Source organism: Allobosea sp. P4_E12, assembly GCF_056401655.1.
Genome location: NZ_JBFUIY010000038.1, coordinates 1 through 21,780 on the forward strand (window position 1 = coordinate 1; position 21,780 = coordinate 21,780).

General features: G+C 66.0%; 20 protein-coding genes. 13 read left to right on the top strand and 7 right to left on the bottom strand.

The annotated features are described in order from the left end of the window. The first annotated feature begins 605 nt into the window (after nucleotides 1-605). The 3 genes from AC1DW9_RS30725 (at nucleotide 606) to AC1DW9_RS30735 (ending at nucleotide 6,075) form a co-directional block, all read left to right on the top strand. A complete protein-coding gene (locus AC1DW9_RS30725) occupies nucleotides 606-2,045 on the top strand; it encodes an IS1182 family transposase (RefSeq protein ID WP_476776790.1) in 1,440 nt (479 codons plus the stop codon). Nucleotides 2,046-2,885: 840 nt separating this feature from the next. After that, nucleotides 2,886-5,225 carry an autotransporter family protein gene (locus tag AC1DW9_RS30730; protein WP_476776791.1) on the top strand — a complete coding sequence of 780 codons (2,340 nt, stop codon included), beginning with the start codon at nucleotides 2,886-2,888 and terminating at the stop codon, nucleotides 5,223-5,225. A gap of 589 nt (nucleotides 5,226-5,814) precedes the next feature. Next, nucleotides 5,815-6,075, top strand: a complete 261-nt coding sequence (locus AC1DW9_RS30735; RefSeq protein WP_441508704.1) for a DUF7696 family protein — start codon at nucleotides 5,815-5,817, stop codon at nucleotides 6,073-6,075. A 130-nt stretch (nucleotides 6,076-6,205) separates the two neighbouring features. On the opposite strand, the gene AC1DW9_RS30740 is transcribed toward AC1DW9_RS30735, so the two are convergent. Then, entirely contained in the window at nucleotides 6,206-6,472 is a 267-nt protein-coding gene (locus AC1DW9_RS30740) for a hypothetical protein (RefSeq protein ID WP_476776792.1), read from the bottom strand. Nucleotides 6,473-6,630: 158 nt separating this feature from the next. Here AC1DW9_RS30740 and AC1DW9_RS30745 point away from each other — a divergent pair, with 158 nt between their 5' ends. After that, the gene (locus AC1DW9_RS30745) at nucleotides 6,631-6,918 is read left to right on the top strand and encodes a DUF6894 family protein (protein ID WP_476776793.1); all 288 of its coding nucleotides are present in this window, start codon (nucleotides 6,631-6,633) and stop codon (nucleotides 6,916-6,918) included. 135 nt (nucleotides 6,919-7,053) lie between these two features. On the opposite strand, the gene AC1DW9_RS30750 is transcribed toward AC1DW9_RS30745, so the two are convergent. The 4 genes from AC1DW9_RS30750 to AC1DW9_RS30765 all read right to left on the bottom strand — a co-directional run bounded on the left by AC1DW9_RS30750 (nucleotide 7,054) and on the right by AC1DW9_RS30765 (nucleotide 11,179). After that, the gene (locus AC1DW9_RS30750; protein ID WP_441508707.1) at nucleotides 7,054-7,299 is read right to left on the bottom strand and encodes a DUF982 domain-containing protein; all 246 of its coding nucleotides are present in this window, start codon (nucleotides 7,297-7,299) and stop codon (nucleotides 7,054-7,056) included. Between the two features lie 209 nt (nucleotides 7,300-7,508). Beyond that, nucleotides 7,509-9,353 carry a phosphogluconate dehydratase gene (gene edd / locus AC1DW9_RS30755; protein WP_476776794.1) on the bottom strand — a complete coding sequence of 615 codons (1,845 nt, stop codon included), beginning with the start codon at nucleotides 9,351-9,353 and terminating at the stop codon, nucleotides 7,509-7,511. 530 nt (nucleotides 9,354-9,883) lie between these two features. Next, the gene (locus tag AC1DW9_RS30760) at nucleotides 9,884-10,264 is read right to left on the bottom strand and encodes an autotransporter domain-containing protein (protein WP_476776795.1); all 381 of its coding nucleotides are present in this window, start codon (nucleotides 10,262-10,264) and stop codon (nucleotides 9,884-9,886) included. A 198-nt stretch (nucleotides 10,265-10,462) separates the two neighbouring features. Beyond that, a complete protein-coding gene (locus AC1DW9_RS30765) occupies nucleotides 10,463-11,179 on the bottom strand; it encodes a GntR family transcriptional regulator (RefSeq protein ID WP_441492778.1) in 717 nt (238 codons plus the stop codon). A 194-nt stretch (nucleotides 11,180-11,373) separates the two neighbouring features. Between AC1DW9_RS30765 and AC1DW9_RS30770 the strand changes: the two genes are divergently transcribed. The 8 genes from AC1DW9_RS30770 (at nucleotide 11,374) to AC1DW9_RS30805 (ending at nucleotide 19,036) form a co-directional block, all read left to right on the top strand. Next, complete coding sequence (locus AC1DW9_RS30770; RefSeq protein ID WP_441507219.1) at nucleotides 11,374-12,156, top strand: citryl-CoA lyase; 783 nt, start codon at nucleotides 11,374-11,376, stop codon at nucleotides 12,154-12,156. 15 nt (nucleotides 12,157-12,171) lie between these two features. Next, nucleotides 12,172-13,506, top strand: a complete 1,335-nt coding sequence (locus AC1DW9_RS30775; protein WP_476769502.1) for a phenylacetate--CoA ligase family protein — start codon at nucleotides 12,172-12,174, stop codon at nucleotides 13,504-13,506. A 27-nt stretch (nucleotides 13,507-13,533) separates the two neighbouring features. Continuing rightward, a complete protein-coding gene (locus AC1DW9_RS30780) occupies nucleotides 13,534-14,412 on the top strand; it encodes a branched-chain amino acid ABC transporter permease (protein ID WP_441492775.1) in 879 nt (292 codons plus the stop codon). Further along, complete coding sequence (locus AC1DW9_RS30785) at nucleotides 14,409-15,374, top strand: branched-chain amino acid ABC transporter permease (RefSeq protein WP_441492774.1); 966 nt, start codon at nucleotides 14,409-14,411, stop codon at nucleotides 15,372-15,374. The genes AC1DW9_RS30780 and AC1DW9_RS30785 overlap by 4 nt, the downstream gene beginning before the upstream one ends. Beyond that, entirely contained in the window at nucleotides 15,371-16,099 is a 729-nt protein-coding gene (locus AC1DW9_RS30790) for an ABC transporter ATP-binding protein (protein ID WP_441492773.1), read from the top strand. Before AC1DW9_RS30785 ends, AC1DW9_RS30790 begins: the two co-directional genes overlap by 4 nt. Next, a complete protein-coding gene (locus AC1DW9_RS30795) occupies nucleotides 16,096-16,818 on the top strand; it encodes an ABC transporter ATP-binding protein (protein ID WP_441507216.1) in 723 nt (240 codons plus the stop codon). Before AC1DW9_RS30790 ends, AC1DW9_RS30795 begins: the two co-directional genes overlap by 4 nt. A gap of 61 nt (nucleotides 16,819-16,879) precedes the next feature. Beyond that, on the top strand, nucleotides 16,880-18,067 hold the full coding sequence (locus AC1DW9_RS30800; protein WP_441507215.1) for an ABC transporter substrate-binding protein: 1,188 nt from the start codon (nucleotides 16,880-16,882) through the stop codon (nucleotides 18,065-18,067). 99 nt (nucleotides 18,068-18,166) lie between these two features. Continuing rightward, entirely contained in the window at nucleotides 18,167-19,036 is an 870-nt protein-coding gene (locus tag AC1DW9_RS30805) for an isocitrate lyase/PEP mutase family protein (RefSeq protein ID WP_476776796.1), read from the top strand. A 2-nt stretch (nucleotides 19,037-19,038) separates the two neighbouring features. Here AC1DW9_RS30805 and AC1DW9_RS30810 read toward each other — a convergent pair whose 3' ends face one another. After that, nucleotides 19,039-19,383 (bottom strand): hypothetical protein, encoded by a 345-nt coding sequence (locus AC1DW9_RS30810; protein WP_441507213.1) that lies wholly within the window; start codon nucleotides 19,381-19,383, stop codon nucleotides 19,039-19,041. Between the two features lie 402 nt (nucleotides 19,384-19,785). Here AC1DW9_RS30810 and AC1DW9_RS30815 point away from each other — a divergent pair, with 402 nt between their 5' ends. After that, a complete protein-coding gene (locus AC1DW9_RS30815) occupies nucleotides 19,786-20,997 on the top strand; it encodes a M24 family metallopeptidase (RefSeq protein ID WP_476776797.1) in 1,212 nt (403 codons plus the stop codon). A gap of 194 nt (nucleotides 20,998-21,191) precedes the next feature. On the opposite strand, the gene AC1DW9_RS30820 is transcribed toward AC1DW9_RS30815, so the two are convergent. Continuing rightward, complete coding sequence (locus tag AC1DW9_RS30820) at nucleotides 21,192-21,611, bottom strand: OsmC family protein (RefSeq protein WP_441493634.1); 420 nt, start codon at nucleotides 21,609-21,611, stop codon at nucleotides 21,192-21,194. Between the last annotated feature and the right edge of the window lie 169 nt (nucleotides 21,612-21,780).

Genomic DNA, 21,780 nt, shown 5'->3' on the forward strand with positions numbered 1-21,780 from the left:
GTGCGTGCGGGAGAGGCACGGCGCGTGACGCTGGGCGCATGTCTCCTTTTCCGCGCATTCCGGACGCCGGGTGGCGATGGGGACAGAGTCCGAGAAGGGTCGGCTACGGACGTTCCGCGTCCGAGCGCGGTGTCTTACCGGCCTGCACCCTGCTATGCTCTCTCTTCGCTTCGGACGCTTGCTTCGGTGTGGCGCGCCTCATCGCTAAAAGTAACAAAACAACCGCCATCTGCGCAAAGAACGCAGCCCCGATCGCAGCGTATGCCCCCCTCCAAAAGGGCTCCCAGTCTGCCATGCGCGCCCAACGTCCAGTCGGCTGAAAGGCCGGGTCTGCATACATTGGCGCATATCGGAACCCGATCATGGACATTACACCCGCAAAAATCGCGGCCAGCACGAGTTTAAGCCGACCGATCGGCGTCAACGGCTTCAAGGGGTTGGGCATCCGGGGACTGGACATTCGCAGCTCCACTCGATCGGCCGATCGTCCAGCCAATAGATCATGAAATCCAGCTAGCCCATGATCCTTTCACTTCTGCTACGGGTCGAGGCTGTGTGAAAACGCGCTGTTGAGTTAGACTCCTGACGTTGCAGTCGGGAGGGAGTTGAGCCGCTTCGTCCAAGGTTCTGACCGGCGCCAGCCGACGCTGCTTCCTGATTGTCTTGACGACTATGTGGCCGATGAGAACCCGGTGCGGGTGGTCGACGCCTTCGTCGACGAACTGGATCTGAGGGCGCTGGACTTCGAGGGCCTGACACCGGCGGCGACGGGGCGGCCAGCCTACCACCCGGCGACGCTGCTGAAGCTCTACATCTACGGCTACCTGAACAAGGTCCAGTCCAGCCGCCGCTTGGAGCGCGAGGCTCAGCGCAATGTCGAGCTGATGTGGCTGACCGGCCGACTGGCGCCTGACCACAAAACGATCGCCGACTTCCGGAAGGACAATGGCCCGGCCATCCAGACCGCTTGCGCGCAGTTCGTGGTGCTGTGCCGTCAGATCGGTCTGTTCGGGAGCGCCCTGGTTGCGATTGACGGCAGCAAGTTCAAGGCGGTGAACAGCCGCGACAAGAACTTCACGGCCTACAAGCTCCAGAAGCGTCTGGAGCAAGTCGCCGAGCACATCGCCGGCTACCTGCGCGACCTCGACACGGCCGACCGCCAGGAGGGCGAGGCCGCCGAGGCACGTTCGGAACGGCTGACGGAGAAGGTCGAGCGGCTGCGCGAGCAGATGAAGTTGCTTCAGGCGATGGAGGCACGGGTCGAGGCCGCGCCGGACGGTCAGGTCTCGCTGACCGATCCGGATGCTCGCTCGATGGCCACCAGCGGACGCGGCAGCGGGATCGTCGGCTACAACGTCCAGTCCGCGGTGGAAGCCGAGCATCACCTGATCGTTGCCCACGACGTGGTGATGACCGGCAGCGACCGCGAACAGCTCGCAACCATGGCCGCCAAGGCCAAAGACGCCATGGGCGTGGAAGAGCTCGATGCGCTGGCCGACCGCGGTTACTTCTCCGGCGAGGAGATCCGTTCCTGCGAGGCCTTGGGCGTGACGCCCTATCTGCCCAAGCCGCTGACCTCCGGCGCCAAGGCGGAGGGGCGGTTCGGCAAACAGGACTTCGTCTATCTGCCCGAGCAGGACGTCTATCGCTGCCCATCCGGCGCGCTGCTGCCGCGCCATATGACCACGGTCGAGCGGGGCATCACGCTCCACCGCTACTGGGATCGTGCCAGCTGCCAGGCTTGCGCCCTCAAGGCTCAGTGCACACCCAGCGTCGAGCGGCGCGTGACCCGCTGGGAGCACGAGGCGCTCATCGACCCCCTTCAGCAGCGGATGGACCTGACGCCCGGCGTCATGCGCCTGCGAAGGCGGCTCGTCGAGCACCCCTTCGGCACGATCAAGGCCTGGATGGGATCGACGCACTTCCTGACGAGGCACTTGCCCAACGTGAAGACCGAGATCGGGCTCCACGTCCTCGCCTATAACCTCAAACGCGTCATCGCCATCATCGGTGCCAAGTCGCTGATGGAAGCGATCCGCGCCTGAACCCGATCTCGTCACGCGTTCACGCCGCTCGTCGCTCAAACGCCGTCAGCGCGTTTGCACACAGCCTCGGTCCGATTCCGCAAGTGCGGAGGCTCGCCACCAACGACTGAGAAGGGTGGATTGTTGACCTTCGCATGTGCTGCCGCATTGCCCCCCATCACGCCACCACCAGACATTGGCGGGTTGCCTTGAAGCGGACGCGGGCAGATTGAAGCTCGGCGGCAGGTCGCGACGTATTCCCGACAATCGCAGTGCCCGCCTCAGGTGGACCAGTAATTGCGGCGACAATAAATTCCGGTCCGTGATATCAGCAGTATACGAACGGAAACCGCGGCGTTCGTGCAACAGGCCCTTGAATATTTGGGCCCGCATTCGCGCTCATCGCGCCGACGTAAACATTTTGTAGATGTCATTGGCGCTTTCTCTGATCACCACGTTACGCCGTAGCCAAATTCGATTCTGACTTCTGACTGAGCTCGCGTTGCGATCATCGACTGATCACGCCGCGGGCCACACGTAGGGGCGGCCATGGATTGGGGGCGTGTGCTGCCGGACTCCGGCGCGAACGATCGAAGGCGTTGGCTTGTCGCGCGGTTTATGCGGCGCGCGGCGTTGCCGGCACGCAGTGTCAGATTTGGCTTATCGACGGCGCTGGCGACGATCGCGCTTCTCGCAGCATCGACGGTTTCGACACACGCCCAGACGCGCAACTGGACCGGACGGTTCACCTCCGATTGGTTCTTTAGTGGCAACTGGGATTCTACTTTTCCCAGGCGGACCGACGACGCAATCATCAACACTGTGACGCCGAATGGGACGGTGATCAGCAGCCCGGGCGCCGTGGCTAACAATCTGTCCGTCGGTGCAAACGGGACGGGTACGCTTACGATCCAGAACGGCGGGACATTGACCAATGAGCTCGGGACGATCGGGAATCTTTCCGGCGGGGTGGGCACGGTCATCGTGACCGGCCCGGGCTCCAGCTGGACGAATATTGACCCCCTGGTGGTCGGCGGCCTGGGGACCGGCACTCTCATCATTCAAGACGGCGGCACGGCTCAAGACGGTACTGCGGCGAGCAGCGCCGGAGGCTCGATTGGACAGTCTGCGGGCTCGACGGGCACGGTGACGGTGACCGGCCGGGGCTCCAGCTGGATCAACGGCCCACAGGGCGGGCTCAATATCGGGAGTTTCGGCACCGGCACACTCACGATTGCAAATGGCGGGACGGTCCTCGATATCACCCCCCTCGTCACCAATATCGGCAACGGTGCAGGGGCGCGCGGTACCGTGACCGTGACTGGTGCAGGCTCCTTCTGGAGCGACATTGCGGGGATCAGGATTGGCAATCTGGGCACTGGCGCGCTGACGATTGCGGATGGCGGCGTCGTCGCCGCGCCTTCTGTCGTGATCGCGGCGAATACCGGATCGACTGGCACGCTCAACATCGGCGCGGGCGCGGGCAATCCGGCGGCGGCGCCCGGCACAGTGAGGGCCCCGAGCGTCGCTTTTGGCGTTGGCACCGGTACGGTCAACTTCAATCACACCTCCTCAGACTACGCGTTTGCGTCGGCGATCAGCGGCAATGGCACGGTCAATGTGCTTGCGGGCACGACCACGCTCACCGCTGCCAACAGCTATGGGGGCGCAACGAACGTCACCGGAGGCACGTTGCGGGCCGGTGGGCTGAACGCGCTCAGCCCAAACTCGGCCATGACGGTTGCAAGCGGCGGAACGCTCGATCTCAACGGTTTCAGCCACGTCATTCCGAGCGTCGCCAATGCGGGCCTCGTCAGTATGGGCACGGACACTGCGCCCGGCACACTCCTGACGACGCCGAGCTATACGGGAAGTGGCGGCACGATAGGGCTGAACACTGTCCTCGGAACTGACGGCTCGCCTTCCGATCGCCTCGTTATCAATGGCGGCTCGGCGACCGGCAATTCCCTCATCACCGTCACCAATGCTGGCGGGACCGGCGAATTGACGACAGGCAACGGCATCCAGGTGGTCAGCGCGGTGAATGGCGGAACCACCGACCCCGGTGCTTTCGCGCTCGGCGGCGTCGTCGCGGCTGGCGCCTACGAGTATCTCCTGTTCCAGGGTGGCGTTACGCCCGGCACCGAGAATGACTGGTTCCTGCGAAACCAGTTCCTCCCGACGCCCCCCGGCGTGACGCCCCCGGTCGGACCTGCGCCGCCCGGCGTGACGCCTCCCGGCAGTCCCATCCCTCTCTTCCGCCCCGAAGCGGCGCTTTACACGTTGTTGCCCGGTGTGGCGCGCCAGCTCGGCCTGGCGACGCTCGGGACCTTTCACGAGCGCCAGGGCGATCAGGCCCTGCTCCTCGGCTCGGGTGCGCTTCCGGGCGCCTGGGGCCGCGTCTTCGGTCGCCGTGCCGAAGAGCGTCGCTCAGGCCTGCTCTCGCCCGAGATGAAGGGCAATCTCGGCGGCTTCCAGGCCGGTCAGGATCTCTTCGGCTGGGATTATGATGGCCACCGCGACCGGCTTGGCCTGTTCCTCGGATTCGCCAGCGCCGATCTCGACGCCCGCGGCTTCGCTCTCGCCCAGCAGCGGGCGCTGGTCGGCAAGCTGACGATGGATGCAACCAGCCTCGGCGCCTACTGGACCCATATCGGTCCGTCACGCTGGTATGTCGACGCGGTGCTATTGGCCTCCTGGTTCGATGGCGATCCGCGCTCGACCCGCGGCATCGGGATGAGCGCCGACGGAGCTGGTCTCACCGGCTCGCTCGAGGCCGGCTATCCCATCCAGATCGGTGCCGGGTTGGCGCTCGAGCCGCAGGCGCAACTGATCTGGCAATCGGTCTCGTTCGGAACGGAGCGAGATCGCTTCTCCGCGGTCCGCTTTTCGCCCGACGATGCGCTGACCGGCCGAATCGGCGCGCGGCTCACCGGCGATTGGGCACTGGGCGGGATGACGCTGAAACCCTATCTCCTCGCCAATCTCTGGCGCACGTTTTCGGGCAGCGACACGGCAACCTTCAACGTCACGCCGATTGCAACCGGCTTCGGCTACAGCTCGCTCGAACTGGGCGGCGGCGTCGCGGCCCAGGTGATGCCGAACGTCGGTGTCTACGCGGCGGCGAGCTACACCAGCAATATCGGCGGCGACCATCGCCGCGGCATCAAGGGAAATCTCGGCCTGCGCGTCACCTGGTAGGCGCGGCGCCTGCCGACATTTCATACGCAGGTCATACGATTGGTTCCGAGCCGGGGCGGGACCTCGCGAGTCTGCCAAACCCGGCCGTCCTTACGCTGTCTTCAGTCACTTTACCTGCAAGCGGACCCTGCAGATGTCGGCAATGGGGCCAACCACGGGCACCAGACGCCGATCTTCACATGTCTCCAATGGGTCCGATTCCGGACGGCAGCGGCCCGCCGGCTCATTCTGAGATGGGTTCCGCGAGGACTGAGATGCGGTCGCTTCACCGGTGGGCGGCTTGGTCGCAAGCGTGGCGAGGCACGGCTCGATGCGGGGGAGCGGAGCGTCGACGAGGTAAGCCTGGCGCGGAACTTTACGCCGCGCAATGACGGCGCCTATTAGCGCCTCGGCGCCGGAACGGGATCGCAGAAAACGGTGCGCGCGCGCAGCAGCTTCGCCATCACGTCAGGAGAACGCCGGGCCCGGAGGAATCGTTCCTTGACGGAACCAGAGACCAGCCTCACGATTAAGCCCAAGCAGGATGCGGTGCCTGCGTCGATGAAGACATTGCGATCGACCGGCCTGGGGGCAACCCTGGAGGCTCACCGTGCCCGGCTCCTCCCCTCGCGTTGTCTGGTCCCATCTCTTCGGCCGAGAGGTTCTCTCGGATTCCGGGGAGTGGCGGCACGAATGCGAGGTGGAATACCTGCTCTCCCTGCCCGAGGCGAAGCGTGCCGAAATCCTGGACGGCGTCCCCGGCGCCCCTGACCGCGAAAGCCAAGGCATCAGGGGCATTCGCGGCGCGGCCGCCGTTGCCGCGCTGAAAGTTCAGATCGAGCGGCTTCGCCTCATCAAGACGAAGGGCTGACAGGGGGCCTCGCTGATCCGGCGGGAGCAGCGGGGCCCTTAGGCCGTGACGGCGCCGGATGTGGACGACGCCCCCACGCGATAGCGAACCCATCGCGAAGCGCCGAGTTCCGTGCAGCATCACCAATGTGTCAGGGTTTGTTCGGGATGACCGTCTGGCGTTCGAGAGCGTCAGCCATAGCGGTCTCATCGAACCGTAGTACAGCGAGTTTGGCCAGATCGATCGTTTCGCCCGCCGACCACAATCCGGCGACGATGTAGCCAAGGCGCTCACGCTGGCCGGCGGCCTTCAATACGTCGAACGATCCTCGCGCATCGATCTCGCTCCAAGCCTTCTCGAACACGGCCACAATCAGGGCGAGTTCTTCCGGTGTGGCCACAATGGAACGAAACGGCATCGCATTCTCCCTGCGATGCTCACAGTTTAAAACATTTAAAAAGAACACAAGCGCGGAAAGCTACGGCCCGAGCGGTCGTGCGCAACCGTGGTCATAATGCAACGAATTGAACGCGCGGAGGGCCGGGAACCAGCCGACCTTGGCGTGGTTGAGTCTGCATGGCTCAGTATTTTTTCGACATCGAGATCAACACCGAACTGGTGGCGGATGACGAAGGGATTGACTTGGAAGATCACGCGGCCGCACGCCTTTCAGCACTTTCCAGCCTCGGCGACATCATCGCAGAGCATATCCAGGCCAGTGACAATCTCAGCGTCGAGATGAGAATCCGTTACGCCGATGGAACCCCTATTTTCGCGGCGAAACTGACCCTCGACAGTCAGTGGCTAACGCCAGTTCCCCCCTCACAGCTCCGGAACTCCATCACCCGGCCAAGTGACGAGTGAGAGGGGCGCAACTGCTGGACCACCGGGCCAGTGTTCACGTGAGGTACAGAGCTAAACGCTCGTAGACGCGAGAGATTCCCGCGGCCCCCATGGGATCCGCTTCGTGGGGCAGCCAGCTCCGTCAACGCAGCCTGACTACCCGATAAGGCGGCCACACTCCCGCGCTGCCTCCTCGAACGTCTCCCGAGCATGACCAACAGTCCCGGCACCGTTGAGCACTGCGGTGCAGGCGCGCACAGCGTCTTGCCACTTCGGGCCCGCACCTATCGCTTTCCAGGCAAGCAGGAACTCTGCAGCTCGTTCGACATGGGTGACCGAATAGGTCACTTCAGGCCGGTCGGCTTGAACGACAACGGGTGGGGTGAACCAGTGCATCGGCATGGCACATTCCCGTGCTCCTCACTGCCAGAACGCAAGGGGCGGCCTGCAGTTCCCTGAGGAGCCGGCGGGCAAAGTGCTCAGGGGCAGCGACGCCAGCGCCCTGCCCCGCTCAAGCATCGGCCCGAAAACTGGATTGCGGTTTTCGGGACAGCCGACGCAAAGACAAAGAGTTAGCTCATCAAACCGGACATGCTCTCCGGTCCGACGGTCTACACCCCCGAAAAGATCGTCGCCCCCGTATCGGCTGTTCCCACGGCGGCGCGAAACGACGCGAACAGGTCGCGCCCGACGCCCCAATGCGACGTTTCCAGATCGGCCTCGGCCGGCTTGCGCGCGGCCCATTCCGCGGCCTCGACCAGCACGGTCAGCGTTCCCGCCACCGCGTCCACCCGGATCAGGTCGCCCTCGCGGATCCGCGCGATCGGCCCGCCTTCGACGGCTTCAGGCGTGACATGGATGGCGGCCGGAACCTTGCCGGAGGCGCCCGACAGCCGTCCGTCGGTGACCAGCGCCACCTTGAAACCGCGGTCCTGCAGCACGCCGAGCGGCGGCATCAGCTTGTGCAGCTCGGGCATGCCATTGGCCCGCGGCCCCTGGAAACGCACCACCGCGACGAGGTCGCCCGTGAGCTCGCCGGCCTTGAAGGCGGCCTGCAGCGCCTCCTGGCTGTGGAAGATCCGCGCCGGGGCCTCGATGACATGGCGCTCCCTGGCAATGGCCGAGGTCTTGATCACGGCCCGGCCCAGATCGCCGGTCAGAACCGTGAGCCCGCCGGTCGGCTGGAACGGGGCTTTGGCGCCGCGCAGCACCATCTCGTCCCCGCTGTTTTCGGCGCCGTCGCGCCAGGTCAGCGCACCGTCGGCGCCGAGCGCGGGCTCCTGGACATAGGCGTCGAGCCCGCTGCCCCAGACCGTCTCGACATCGCGATGCAGCAGCCCGGCTCCGAGCAATTCGCGAATGACGAAGCCCATGCCGCCGGCAGCATGAAAATGGTTCACGTCGGCCTTGCCGTTTGGATAGATCCGGGTCAGCAGCGGCGTCGTCTGGGCGAGGTCGGAGAAATCGTCCCAGCTCAGTTGGATGCCCGCGGCAGCCGCCATCGCGACGAGATGCATGGTGTGGTTGGTCGAGCCGCCGGTGGCATGCAGGCCGACCACGCCATTGACGAAGGCGCGTTCGTCCAGCATCCGCCCGACCGGCGTATAGTCGTTGCCGAGCGCGGTGATCGCCATCGCCCGCTCGGTCGCCGCCCGGGTCAGGGCATCGCGCAGTGGCGTGTTGGGATTGACGAAGGAGGCGCCCGGCAGGTGCAGCCCCATGATTTCCATCACCATCTGGTTGGTGTTGGCGGTGCCATAGAAGGTGCAGGTGCCGGGGCTGTGATAGGATTGCGCCTCGGCCTCGAGCAGGGCGTCGCGGCCGACCTTGCCCTCGGCGAAGAGCTGGCGCGCCTTCGACTTGTCGTCATTGGAGAGGCCGGACGTCATCGGGCCGGCCGGAATGAACACCGCCGGCAGGTGGCCGAAGGACAGCGCGCCGATGATCAGGCCAGGGACGATCTTGTCGCAGATGCCGAGGAACACGGCCGCATCGAAGCTCTGGTGCGACAGCGCAACCGCGGTCGACAGCGCAATGACGTCGCGCGAGAACAGCGACAGCTCCATGCCGGCCTCGCCCTGSGTGATGCCGTCGCACATGGCGGGYACGCCGCCGGCGACCTGCGCGACCCCGCCTGCCGCCCGCGCCGTGGCGCGGATCAGCTCGGGAAAGCGCTCATAGGGCTGATGCGCCGAGAGCATGTCGTTATAGGCGGTGACGATGGCGAGATTGGCGCCCGCGCCGGAGCGCAGCATCGCCTTGTCGTGTGGCGCACAGGCGGCAAAGCCATGCGCCTGGTTGGCGCAGCCGAGCCGCTGGCGGCGCGGTCCGGCCTCGGCGGCTGCGGCCAGCCGGTCGAGATAGCGCCGGCGCGTGTCGCGGGAGCGCCGGACAATGCGCTCCGTCACCTCGCCGAGGCGGGCATCGAGGATCGGGTTACTGGCTTGGCCGGTCATCGGGACCTCCTGACTCGGTATGAATGGGCGACGAACACGGCATGGTCAGGGCATTCGCGTTCTCATGCGTCGCCCTCCGCCGGAGCATGTTGCAAAAAGATGGCCATCCCGACGTCGGCGCCATGCCCGAGCTTGATCGCTGCTGCTCGCACTCTCTTCCGTTGGAGATGGCGAGCCGGGCCAAGCCTCAATCAACACCCTGATCGCGCGCAGCGCAAAGACCATCACCGTCTCGCAAGTCACCCCCGCGCAGGGAGCCGCTCCTCGACGCCATGCGGGGAATGCTGCGGATCATTCCCATGATGAGGTGTCGGGGGCTAGGTCGAGGCAGTGCCGGGCGGCTTCCTCGCTCGCAGCATCTTCGGTTGAGACACGCTGGACTGGTCACTCGGTCGCCTCGGCCGAAAAGGGCGGCAGATCGCCTCCAGATGCTGGCGACAGAAACCGCTGGCGCTTGCCGACCGCAAGCGCCCTCCCCGACCGACCCGATCAACGCGCCGGAAGACGCGATCAGCTCCGAACGGGCCAGCTCAGAAGCTGACCCTGATCTGAGCCTGGCCGCCGAGGCGGTTGGTGCGGCCGGAGAGTTCGCCGTCGAGGCGGGCGCCGAGCGTGACGGAGGGGCTGAGCTTGAGGTCGAGCCCGGCGGCGAGCAGCGCGCTGTTGCGCGCGGGCCTGGCCCCCTCGACCGCAAAGCCTGAGCCGGTCAGCCCGGCGATCGAGGCGGAGAGACCGGCATCGCGCTGGAAGTAATGCGCCCAGCTCGCCCGCAGATAGCCGGCGACCGGCAGCCCGTTCAGGCTATTGGCATAATCGAGCTGCAGGCCAAGCTCGCTGCGCGAGGTTGCGGCTCTGGTAGCGGGTCTTGCGCGAGTGTGCGCGCAGCGCCTTCCGGCGCCACGCGAAGCCACGCGAAGCCACGCGAAGCCACGCGTCTCTCAGATCGCCGGTCGAAAAACAGCGAGCAGGATGGGGCTCGCCGCCGAAGACGTGCCGCTGCGATGCGTTAAAGGATCGGCCCGAAAAGTGGATTGCGGTTTTCGGGGCAAAGCCGATGCTAACACAAAAGGTTAGATCATCGGGGCGGATACGATGTCCGGTCCGATGAGCTAGCGAGCGAAAACCCGGTGTGGCATGGCCTGCGCGAGGCCCATGGCGCGCTGCAGATGGTCCTTCACATGCACTTCGGCCAGTGCGGCGTCGCCGGCGAGGATGGCGCGCGCGATGGCGCGATGCTCGGCCAGCGAAGCGGCGATGTTCTCGGCCTTCAGTGTTCCCGCCAGCTGATACATCAGGACAGGGAGCCGAAGCTGCCGCGTCAGCTTGAGCAATTGCTCGTTGCCGCTCGCCGCGACGACCGCATCGTGAAACTGATGGTTTTCGTCGATATATTCAGCGCCCGGAGGGCGCGGGTGCTCGTCCCAGATCGCCTCGATCTCCCGCTCGAACCGCGCTTTCGTCACCGGATCGGCCATCGCTTCCGCAGCCAGCCGGGCAGCGAGGGTCTCCAGGCCGAGCCTGATCTGGAACAGCTCCTTCATCTCGCGCAGGGTCAGGCGGCGCACGAGGGCGCCGCGATGCGGCACGATCTCAAGAATGCCCTCCGCGGAGAGGCGTCGAAAGGCCTCGCGTAGCGGCCCCCTGCTGACCCGCAGATCGCGCGTCAGGTCGGCTTCGATCAGGCGTTGGCCCGGCGCATAGCGCCCCTGGAGCACACCGGCGCGCAAATGATCAAGGACGTATTCGACGGTTCCGCCGCGCGCCGGGCCTTCGGCGTTCTCGGGCTCCGGCAGAGCGCTGGCGAGGTGGGTGTCGAGTGTCGTCATGACGATCTGCCTATCAGCAGGAAACCCGGTTGACAACGTTTCGACCTGCAATATTGTCCTACAAACTTAAAAGACAAAACAAGCCGAAAGCGGCGAAGAGGAAACGCCTGTCCCCCATCCGGGACTGATCGCACGGCTCTCGCCGCTGCGCGGCTTTCGCTTCGCCTCGTGCTGGCTGCGGCAGGAGGAGCGACATGTTGATTGGCAAGGCCGGCCCGGCCATCACGGGCATCTGTACGTCCACTCCGGACCGGATCGAGATCCGGGGCAGGGACTTCGCCAGCGAGATCATGGGCCATTATGGCTTCACCGATTTCTTCTTCTTCCTGGTGACCGGCGAAAAGCCGTCGGAGCAGCAGCGCTATTTCCTCGATCTTCTCCTCGTCGCGATCGCCGAGCATGGGCTGACACCGACGGCGCAGGCCGCCCGCATGACGCTGGCCGCAGCGCCCGACAGCCTGCAATGCGCCGTTGCCGCCGGAATTCTCGGCTGCGGCACGGTGGTTCTGGGCACGGCCGAGCTGTGCGCCAAGGTGCTCGCCGAAGCCGCTGCCCGGGTCGATGCCGGTGAGGATCCCGATGCCGTCGTCAACGACATCGCCGCCAGGACACGGCGCGAGGGCGGCAAGATGCCGGGCTTCGGCCACCCGATCCATCATCCCGTCGATCCGCGAACCGAGCGGATCTTCGCCCTGGTCGAGGAACGCGGCATTGCCGGTCGCCATCTCGACCTCCTGAAGCGGATGCGCAGCGCTGTCGCGACGGCATGGGGCCGCCAGATGCCGCTCAACGTCTCCGGTCCGATCGCTGCCGTGCTGATGGACCTCGATTTCCCGCACACGATGATCAAGGCCGTGCCGATCCTGGCCCGCACCGCGGGACTTCTCGGGCATCTCGCCGAGGAACAAAAGCGCCCGATCGGCTTCATTCTCGCGCACCACGCCGAGGAAGCGATCGCCTACGACCCCACGATGTAAGCGAAGGACCGGGACATGCTCCAAGAGCCCGATATCGAGACACTTCCCTGGCCCGAGCAGCGCGCGCTTGACGACCGCCTCTATCGCGAACAGGTCGGCTATCTCTTCGAACACTCGCGTTTCTTTCGCGACAAGCTGCAGGCGAACGGCTTCGCGACGCCGGAATCGGTCGGCGGGCTCGACGACATCGAAGCCCTGCCCCTGACCGAGAAGGATGAATTGCGGCAGAGCCGCAGCGAGGCCCATCCGATCGGGACGCATCTCGCAGCGCCCCTGGAGGAGGTGGTGCGCATCTTCTCCACCAGCGGCACGACCGGGATTCCAAGCTATATTCCGCTGACCGCAGGCGACCTGGAAAACTGGGTCCGAACCTCCGCCCGCAGCTACGGCGCCAGCGGCCTGAGCAAGGGCGAGCGCGTCATCTCGACCTATAATGCCGGGCCGTTCGTCGCCGGCGCCGCACTCGATTCCTTCCCCCGCCTCGGCCTCTGCCACATCCCGGTCGGGACCGGGAATACCGAGCGGCTGCTCGCCGCCGTGAAACTACTCAAGCCGCAGATCCTCGCCTGCACCCCGTCCTATGCGCTGCATCTCGCCGAGATCGGCGAGGCGCGCGGGCTCGACCTGCCCAATAGCAGCATCAGGCGGATCATGGTGGCCGGCGAACCCGGCGGCGGCGAGCCGGCCATGCGCGAGAAGCTCGAACAGGCCTGGAATGCCAAGGTCACCGAGGCGATGGGGATCGGCGATATTTCCGTCTCGCTCTGGGGCGAGTGCGAGCAGCAGCAGGGCATGCATTTTTCCGGCCGCGGCTTCGTGCATTTCGAGCTGATCGATCCCGAGACCGGCAAGCAGGTTCCGCAGACCGACGGCGCGACCGGCGAACTCGTCTACACCCATCTCAGGCATCGCGGCGCGCCGCTGCTGCGCTTTCGCAGCCGCGACCATGTCGTCCTGCGCACGGGGGCCTGTTCCTGCGGCCGCACGTCGCCGCGGGTGCGCTGCATTGGCCGGACCGACGACATGCTGATCGTCCGCGGCGTGAACGTGTTTCCCTCGGCGATCCGCGAGGTCGTCAACCGGTTCGCGCCCGCCGTCACCGGCGTGGTCTCGGTCCGCCCCTCCGCGAAGGGCGTCAAGCAGGCACCGCCGCTCAAGGTCGTCGTCGAGCTTGCCGAAGGCGAGACCGCCTCGGATGGTCTGCGCGAGAAGATCGAGAGCGATATCCGCGCCACGCTGGTGGTGACCACCACCGTGCACCTCGCCCCGGCCGGCACGCTGCCGCGCAGCGAGTACAAGTCGCGACTGCTCGATTTCTCCGAAGCGTCGACGGAGACGGTCGATGACTGAGGCGCTCTGCGTGGAGGACAGGCGGACATGACCGCGTCGATCGTCCAGGCGGTTCTGCTGTCGCTCTGCGTGGCCGGCCTCTACGCGGCCGTGGCGGCCGGGCTCACGCTCACGGTCGGCGTGACGCGCATCATCAATTTCGCGCATGGCGAATTCGTCATGCTCGGCGCCTTCCTGACCTATTGGCTCTATACCGGCTACGGCCTGTCGCCCTGGCTGGGCATGCTGGCCTCGGGCGTCGCGCTCGGCCTGTTCTCCATCCTGGTCTATCGCGGCTTCCTGGCCCGCGTGCTGAAGCAGGACGAGCACAATCAGCTTCTGGCGACGCTCGGCCTGTCCATCCTGATCCTCAATATCGCGATCATTCTGTGGTCGCCGGATGCGCGGGTGATGCAGGCGCCGGCGCTGTTGCCCTCGCTCCAGTTCGCAGGCGTGACCATTCCCGGCAACAATATCGTCGTCGCGCTGGTCGGCCTGCTGCTCTTCCTGGTCATGCTCGGCATCAAGAACCACACCCGCTACGGCACGCAGATGCGCTTCGCCAGCGACGACCCCGTGCTCGCCATGCATGCTGGCATCAATGTCGACCGCGTCTTCGAGCTGTCATTCGCGATCGGCGGTGCGGCCGCCGGCATCTCCGGCGGGCTCGTCGCGCTCGTGCTTTACGTTCAGCCGACGGTCGGCGTCGACCTCGTCATCCGCGCCTTCGCGATCATCGCGCTCGGCGGCCTCGGCAATATCCCCGGCGCGCTGATCGGGGCGGCCATCCTCGCCCTGATCGAAGGCCTGATCAGCACCTTCGTATCGGGAGGCGGCAGTTGGGGCTTCGGCGTCTCCTTCCTGGTTCTGCTGCTCGTCCTCCTGGTGCGCCCGAGCGGCCTGTTCGGCAAGCAGGTGCAGGCATGAGTTCCGGTCTTCCCGCACGGCTCGCCCTCTATGCGGCGATTGCGGCGCCACTCCTGCTGATCGCGGCCGCGGATCGGCCCTTTCTGGTTCAGGTCGCGATCGGCACGGCGATCTCGGCCATCCTCGCATTGGCCTGGGATATCCTGTCCCGCACCGGCCAGGTCTCGCTCGGCCACGCCGCCTTCTTCGGCATCGGTGGCTATGGCTCGGCCTTGCTGACGCCCGTGCTCGGCCCCGTGCTCGGCTGGACCGTTGGCATCCTGCTCTGCGGCGTGGTCGCCTTGCTGCTGGGCGCAGTGACGTTGCGCCTGCGGCGGCTCTATTTCACCATCGCGACCCTGTCCTTCAGCCTGTCGATCCATGTCGTGATCTTGGTCACGCCGGGGCTGACGGGCGGCTCGACCGGCATCATGCCGCCGGTCATCGCGGGTGGATCGCCGCCGCTGCAGCTCCTGTTCATCACCGGCTGCCTGGTCGCGGCCGCCATCGTCAGCGACATTTTCCTCGGCAGGCGCTTTCGTCCGGCCTTCTTCATGATCAGGAACAATCCCGATCTCGCGGCTGCCTCGGGTGTGCCTGTCACGCGGCTGAAAATCCTGGCCTTCGTCGTCTCCGGGATGGTCGCGGGCCTCGCCGGTGCCTGCTATTGCGGCCTCTACGGATACGTCATTCCCGACGATGTCTTCACCACCAACTGGAACGTCCTGCCGCTCGCCGTGACCATCCTCGGCGGCATGGACACGACGCTCGGCCCGCTGGTCGGCGCCGTGGTGCTGCGTCTGCTCGAAGAGGTCGCGCGTCATGTCGTCGGCGGCGTCGGCTATCAGGTCGTCTATGGCGCCGTCATCATCCTGTTCATCGTCGGCATGCCGGAGGGGCTGGTGGGCTTCGTCCGGCACCGGCTGCGGCGGCGTCGGCCCAGGTCAGGGCAGGCGCAGACCAAGCCGAGGCTCGCATCATGACAGCGATCAGCGTCGAGACATGCACCGTCGCCTTTGGCGGCCTCAAGGCGATCGACGAGGTGACGCTGGACGTGCCCGGCCAGGCGATCACGGCGCTGATCGGGCCGAACGGGTCGGGCAAGAGCACTTTCGTCAACATGGTCTCCGGGCAGATCCCGCCGCGCACAGGCAAGATCAGCCTCGGCGGCGAGCCGATCAACGGGCTGCGTCCCGACCTGATCGTCCATCGCGGCTTGGCGCGGACCTATCAGGTTCCGCGCGTACCGAAGGAACTGACCATCGAGGAGGTGATCTCGGTCCCGCTGACCTATGCGCGTTCCGGCCGCGCCCTGCCCGGCGGCGCGCGCAGCGCCGGCGATCTCGCCCGCTATTGCGGCCTGCGTCCCGCGGTCGGCACGCGCTGCGGCCAGCTCTCGGTCTCGGATCTGCGAAGGCTGGAGATCGCCCGTGCCCTCGCCTGCCGCCCCACGGTTCTCCTGCTCGACGAGGCCATGGCCGGGCTGAGCCTGGAGGATACCGACCAGGTGATCGGCCTGGTTCGCGAGATCCATGCCTCTGGCGTCACGGTCGTGGTGATCGAGCACGTCATGCGCATCATCGCGCGTCTGTGCGGCCATGCCATCGTCCTCAATCAGGGCCGGCTGCTCGCACAGGGCAAGCCCCAGGACGTGCTGCAGGATGCCAGTGTCCGGGAAGCCTATCTGGGCAAGGGGTTCTCGCTGTGAACCGGTTCGAAGTCTCCATCGAGAAGGCGGGTTACGGCGAGCTCGTCGTCCTGCCCGGCCTGTCGCTCGCGGTCTCGGGCGGCGAGCTCCTGGTCCTGCTCGGTCCCAACGGGGCCGGCAAGACGACCGCGCTGCGCGCGCTCATCGGCACGGTCGAGACGGGGCGGCGCAGCCTCAGGCTTGACGGCCTGGATCTGTCCGGGCTGTCGCCCTGGCAACTCGCGCGCGCCCGCGTCGCCTTCGTTCCCGACGGCGCACGCTGCTTCGCCAATGCCACGGTCGAGGAAAACCTGCGCGGCGCCTTCGAGGCCCTCTCGCCGCGAGCGGCCGCTGGCGAGCGCGAGCGTCTCTTCGAGACCATCTTCGCGCTCTTTCCCATCCTGCGCGAGCGCGCCGGGCAACTCGCCGGTTCGATGAGCGGCGGGCAGCGCCAGATGCTGGCGATCGGGCGCGCGCTGATGATCGAGCCCCGCGTGCTGGTGCTGGACGAGCCCTCGGCCGGGCTGGCGCCCAAGCTGGTCGAGGAATTGTTCGAGGCGCTCGGGCGCGTCAAGGCGGCGAGTGGCTGCGCCATCGTGATGGCGGAGCAGAACTTCGCCGCCGCCATGAGCGTCGCAGATACGTGCCTCGTGCTCGACGAGGGGCAGGTCGCCCTGACCGGGACGATGCAGGACATGGCCGGCAACGAGAAACTCAGGATCGCCTATCTCGGATTTTAGCCTGAGAACCCAAGCGAAGACCTGCCGTCTGCGAGCAGGCGAATTCAGGGAGGAAAGCACGATGTGGACCAAGTTGAGAGGCCTCGTGGCGGGCGCCATGCTCGCAGGGACGGCAATCGCCGCGCCCGCATTCGCACAACAGGCGCCGATCAAGATCGGCGTGCCGCTGCCGCTGACCGGTGCGCTCGCCGGTGGCGGCACCCAGATCCTCTGGGGCATTCAATACGCCGCCGACGAGATCAACGAGGCGGGCGGGTTGTTCGGCCGCAAGATCGAGCTCGTCATTGAGGATACCAAGGGCGAGCCCAATACCTCGGCCAGCATCGCGGCGAAGCTCGCGACGCAGGACAAGGTCGACGCCTTCGTCGGCGGCTTCGGCAGCACCTCGGATTTTGCGCTGCTCAGCGCCGTGCAGCGCTACGAGCCGATCTTCATCCATCCAGGCTCGTCCTCCGTCCGGCTGGAGGAGACCTTCGGCAAGAACGATTGGTACCACCACGTCTACATCTGGGACTATCATCGCCAGAAGGCTGCGGTGAACTTCTTCAAGAGCATTCCGGGCGTAAAGACGCTGGCCATCGCCTATGAGGACAAGCTCTACGGCACCGACGGCGCCAAGTTCACCCAGCAATATGCCAAGGAAGCCGGCCTGGAGGTGGTGATGAACGAGCCCTTCCGTGCTGGGACGCCGGATTTCTCGCCGATCCTCAACCGGGCCAAGGGCCTCAACCCGGACATCCTCTTCCTGATCGGCTATTCCGGGGACAATCTCCAGATCGCCCGGCAGGCCTTGCAGCTCGGCATCAAGCCGAAGCTGCTCGTCACTCAGGGCGCCGGTGAGAAGCGCTCCGATTTCGGCCCAGCCGGCGACAATGTCGTCGTCGTCGATCTCTGGTCGGCCAAGCAGACGACGCCGGGCCTGGCAGAATGGGTCAAGAAAGCCGAGGCGAAGCGTGGCGGCGAAGTCGTGTCGAGCGCGGTGCAGGGCTACGTCGCCATGCAGACCTTGCGCGATGCAGCCAAGGCGGCCGGCTCCTGGGACCGGGCCAAGATCCTGGCCAATCTCGGCTCCACGACCTTCGACACGCCCTATGGCAAAGTCGCCTACACGGCCTCGGAGATGGGGGGCAAGCACCAGCTCATCACCGACGCGAGCATGATCGCCGTGCAGTACAAGCCCGACGGGGGCCAAGAGGTCGTCTGGCCGGCCGAGAAGGCCGCGGCCAAGATCACCTACCCCGCGCAATAGAACCCGGCCCAAGAGAGCCGGGCGCAAAGAGAGCCCGGCCAATGCCATCGTCCCGGCCGCCGTCGCAGGCGGCCGGCCCCGCGTCAGCAGGAATCACCCATGCCCGAGACATTTTCCGAACGCCTGAGCCGGCCCGGGCTGATCGTCGCGCCGGGCGTCTATGACCTGGTTTCGGCCAAGCTCGCCGACCAGGCCGAATTCGACGCGCTCTACATGACAGGCTTCGGCGTCGTCGCCTCCCATCTCGGCTATCCCGATGCCGGTCTGGCGACCTATACCGACATGGTCGGGCGCGTCCGCCAGATCGCCGAAGGCACCGCGACGCCGCTCATAGCCGATGGCGACACCGGCTATGGCGGCCTGCTCAATGTCGACCATACCGTTCGCGGCTACGAGGCGAGCGGCGCCCAGGCGATCCAGCTCGAAGACCAGGAATTCCCCAAGAAATGCGGCCATACTCCGAGCCGCCGGGTGATTCCGCTCAAGGATGCCGTCCGCAAGATCAAGGTCGCGGCCGATGCGCGCTCGTCGCCCGCGTTCAAGATCATCGCCCGGACCGATGCCCGCACGGCGCTCGGCCTGGACGAGGCACTGCGCCGAGGAGAGGCCTTCCTGAAGGCCGGCGCCGATATCCTGTTCATCGAATCGCCCGAAAGCGTCGAGGAAATGGAGCGGATCGGCCGGACCTTCGACGCCCCGCTGGTGGCGAACATGGTCGAGGGTGGCCGCACGCCGATCCTGAGCCGCGCGGAGTTGGAGGGGCTCGGATACAGGATCGCGATCTACCCGGTTGCCGGACTGCTCGCCGCCGCGAGCACGCTGCAGGCGGTTTTCGCGCATCTCAAGTCGACCGGCTCGACGCGAAATTGGGATGGCCAGCTCTACCCGTTCACTGAATTCGTCCACATGATCGGCTTCGAGCGCGTCTGGGCGTTCGAACGAGCGCACGCAGAAGACGGGGAGAGCTGACGTCAGAGATCGAAGCCACCGATCGCTCGCCATCTTTGCGTGCCGGATACGCCAGAACCTGACCTTGGCTCAGCGATGTCAGCTATGGGCCCCGTGCCCTCGCGGAAGGTTCTCTCCTGCCCCCTCGTCCGCGACGCGTCCCGGCGCTCGATCTGGACGGAGAGGCTGAAGTCGAGCGCGCCGGAGCAGCGGCCACTCAGGGTGATCCTCGTTTCCCCCTGGTCGTGGCTGAAGCTGCAGGTGAGGGATTGGCTGAACCCGGGGCGTTGATCCTGCGCCCAGGCTGGCGATGTCGCGGCCAGGACCAGGGCCACCGCAAACGCCTTGTCGGTCAGGGTGTGTCGCATCGGTTGTCCTCCCGTCGGACAAACGTGGGAGAGCGCCTCATGATCAGGTCGGCGTGACGGATTGTGGGGCTCGGCATCCGCGGGATGACCGCGATCCCCCACCGGACGAGCCGGCGCCTCATCTCGCCTGCACGCGACGGGCCAAACTTAGCACAGCGCTCGCCCGCCGTGCCACACATCCCTCTGCCCGGAGCGACTGAGCGCATCATCGATCGATGCGAGGGTCACGCACGCGCTATCGCAACCCGGCGATGCCTTTCGCGTCATTGTCGACGAATAATATGCAAGGCACTATCAACGCGCACTGCACCGGGACGACGGGCCAGGATTTATGGCCCAGCCGTGCCCGCGCGCGCCGGAACAGCGTTCCGGGAACCGAACGAACCAAGGGGATGACGACCGATGACGATTGGGGTGGGAGGCTCGAGCTTCGAAGCGGAACTCGCCAGGCTGAATTCGATGACGTCCGGCGTCGAGCCGGTCGCGGTCGCTGAGTTCAAGGCCCGCATCGAAAGGGCGCAGGCGCTCCTGCGCGAACAGGGGCTGCAGGCGCTCTATCTCGATACCTCGGCCAACCTGCACTATTTCACCGGCATCCAGCTCAAGCTCACCGAGCGCCTGCATGGCGCGATCATCCCGGCAGAGGGCGAAATCGTCTATCTCAGCCCGGCCTTCGAGGAGCCGAAGACGCGCGAATACATGCAGTTCGGCGAGGATGTGCGCTGCTGGGAAGAGCATGAGGACCCGACCGCGCTCGTCGTCGAGACGATCCGCAGCCTCGGCTATGAGAGCGGCACCGTCGCACTCGACCCCCATACCCCCTTCTTCATCGCCGACGGATTGCGCAAGGCCGGCAACCGCTACAGCTTCGCCAGCGGCGGTCCGATCGCCGCTTCCTGCCGCCAGGTGAAATCGGCAGCCGAGATCGCCCTGATCCAGCGTGCCATGGACATCACCATGGAGGTTCACCGGGCTGCGGCGCGGGTGCTGCGCGTCGGCCTGACGACGACGGAGCTGGTCGAATTCCTCGACCGCGCCCATCGCAAGCTCGGGCTGAGCTCGACCTTCGGCGCCGCGCAGTTCGGCGAAGCCACCGCCTATCCGCACGGCGTCCCCTACCCGCAGACGCTGGCCGACGGCGACATGGTGCTCATCGACACGGGGACCAGGCTCGGCGGCTATCACTCCGACATCACCCGCACCTATGTCTTCGGTGAGCCGACAGAGCGTCAGCGCGAGATCTGGAACCTGGAGAAGCGCGCACAGCTCGCCGGGTTCGGGGCGGCCGTGCTCGGCGCGCCCTGCGAGGCCGTCGACCAGGCTGCGCGCGGCGTGATCGAGGCCGCAGGCTTCGGCCCCGGCTACAAGGTGCCGGGCCTGCCCCATCGCACCGGACACGGCCTCGGCCTCGAGATCCACGAGGAGCCTTTCATGGTCAAGGGCAGCCGGACGCCGCTGGCGGCGGGGATGTGCTTCTCGGTCGAGCCGATGATGTGCATCTACGGCGAATTCGGCGTTCGCCTCGAGGACATCGCCTATATGGCGGAAGGCGGTGCGCGCTGGTTCACGCAGCCGGCCCATAGCGTCGACGATCCCTTGGGCTACGAAGCCTGAGCCTCTAGCGGCAAGGCAAGTCGCAGCAAGGGACGCGCCTGCGCTCCTGCGACCCAGGGTTCAGCCTGGGTTGCAGAGGCAGAAGAAGAAGAGCCTGCCCACCGGGCGGGCGAATGTCGATAAATCCTGGCGAGCGGGACCCAGGCCCTCGACACCAGCCGAAGCATCGGCCCGCCTGCGAATATGTGGGCCGCTCAGGGCAGCGCGGCGATTGCGGCGGTCACCTCGCCGCCGCCGCGGCGCAAGGTGTTGAAGATCGGGCATTGATTGAGAAGGTGCCCGAGCAGTTTTGGCGCTTCAGCCGCAGACACCCCCGTGACCGAAATGGCGACATGGATCGCCGAGAAGCGCGTCTCGTCCTGCTCGTCGCGCGTCGCATCCACCGCTGCGGAGATCGCCTGGAAGGCGATGCCATGCTCCAGCGCATCACTTTCGGCACTGGCGAGAGCGCAGGACCCCAAGGCCGCGACCAAAAGCTCGATCGGCCCCGGCGCGATCGAAGGGATCTGCCGGACCATGGCTGAATCGGACAGCAGCACCTTGCCGTGCCCCTCGATCACATAGCGACCGGGCGCCCCGGAGGTGGAGGCCGTGACGCTGTATCGTCCGCTCATCGCTTGGTGTCCTGCTGTTCGACTGGGCTGGACGGGCACACTAGCCGCCCAAGCTTTGATGCATAAGAGTTTGCGACGTCGAATTTTGAAAAAAGAAATAACTTTCAGAACGGCAGCTACCTAGGGATTTAATTTCTGAACACGACCGCATAATCGCCAATTCAATTTC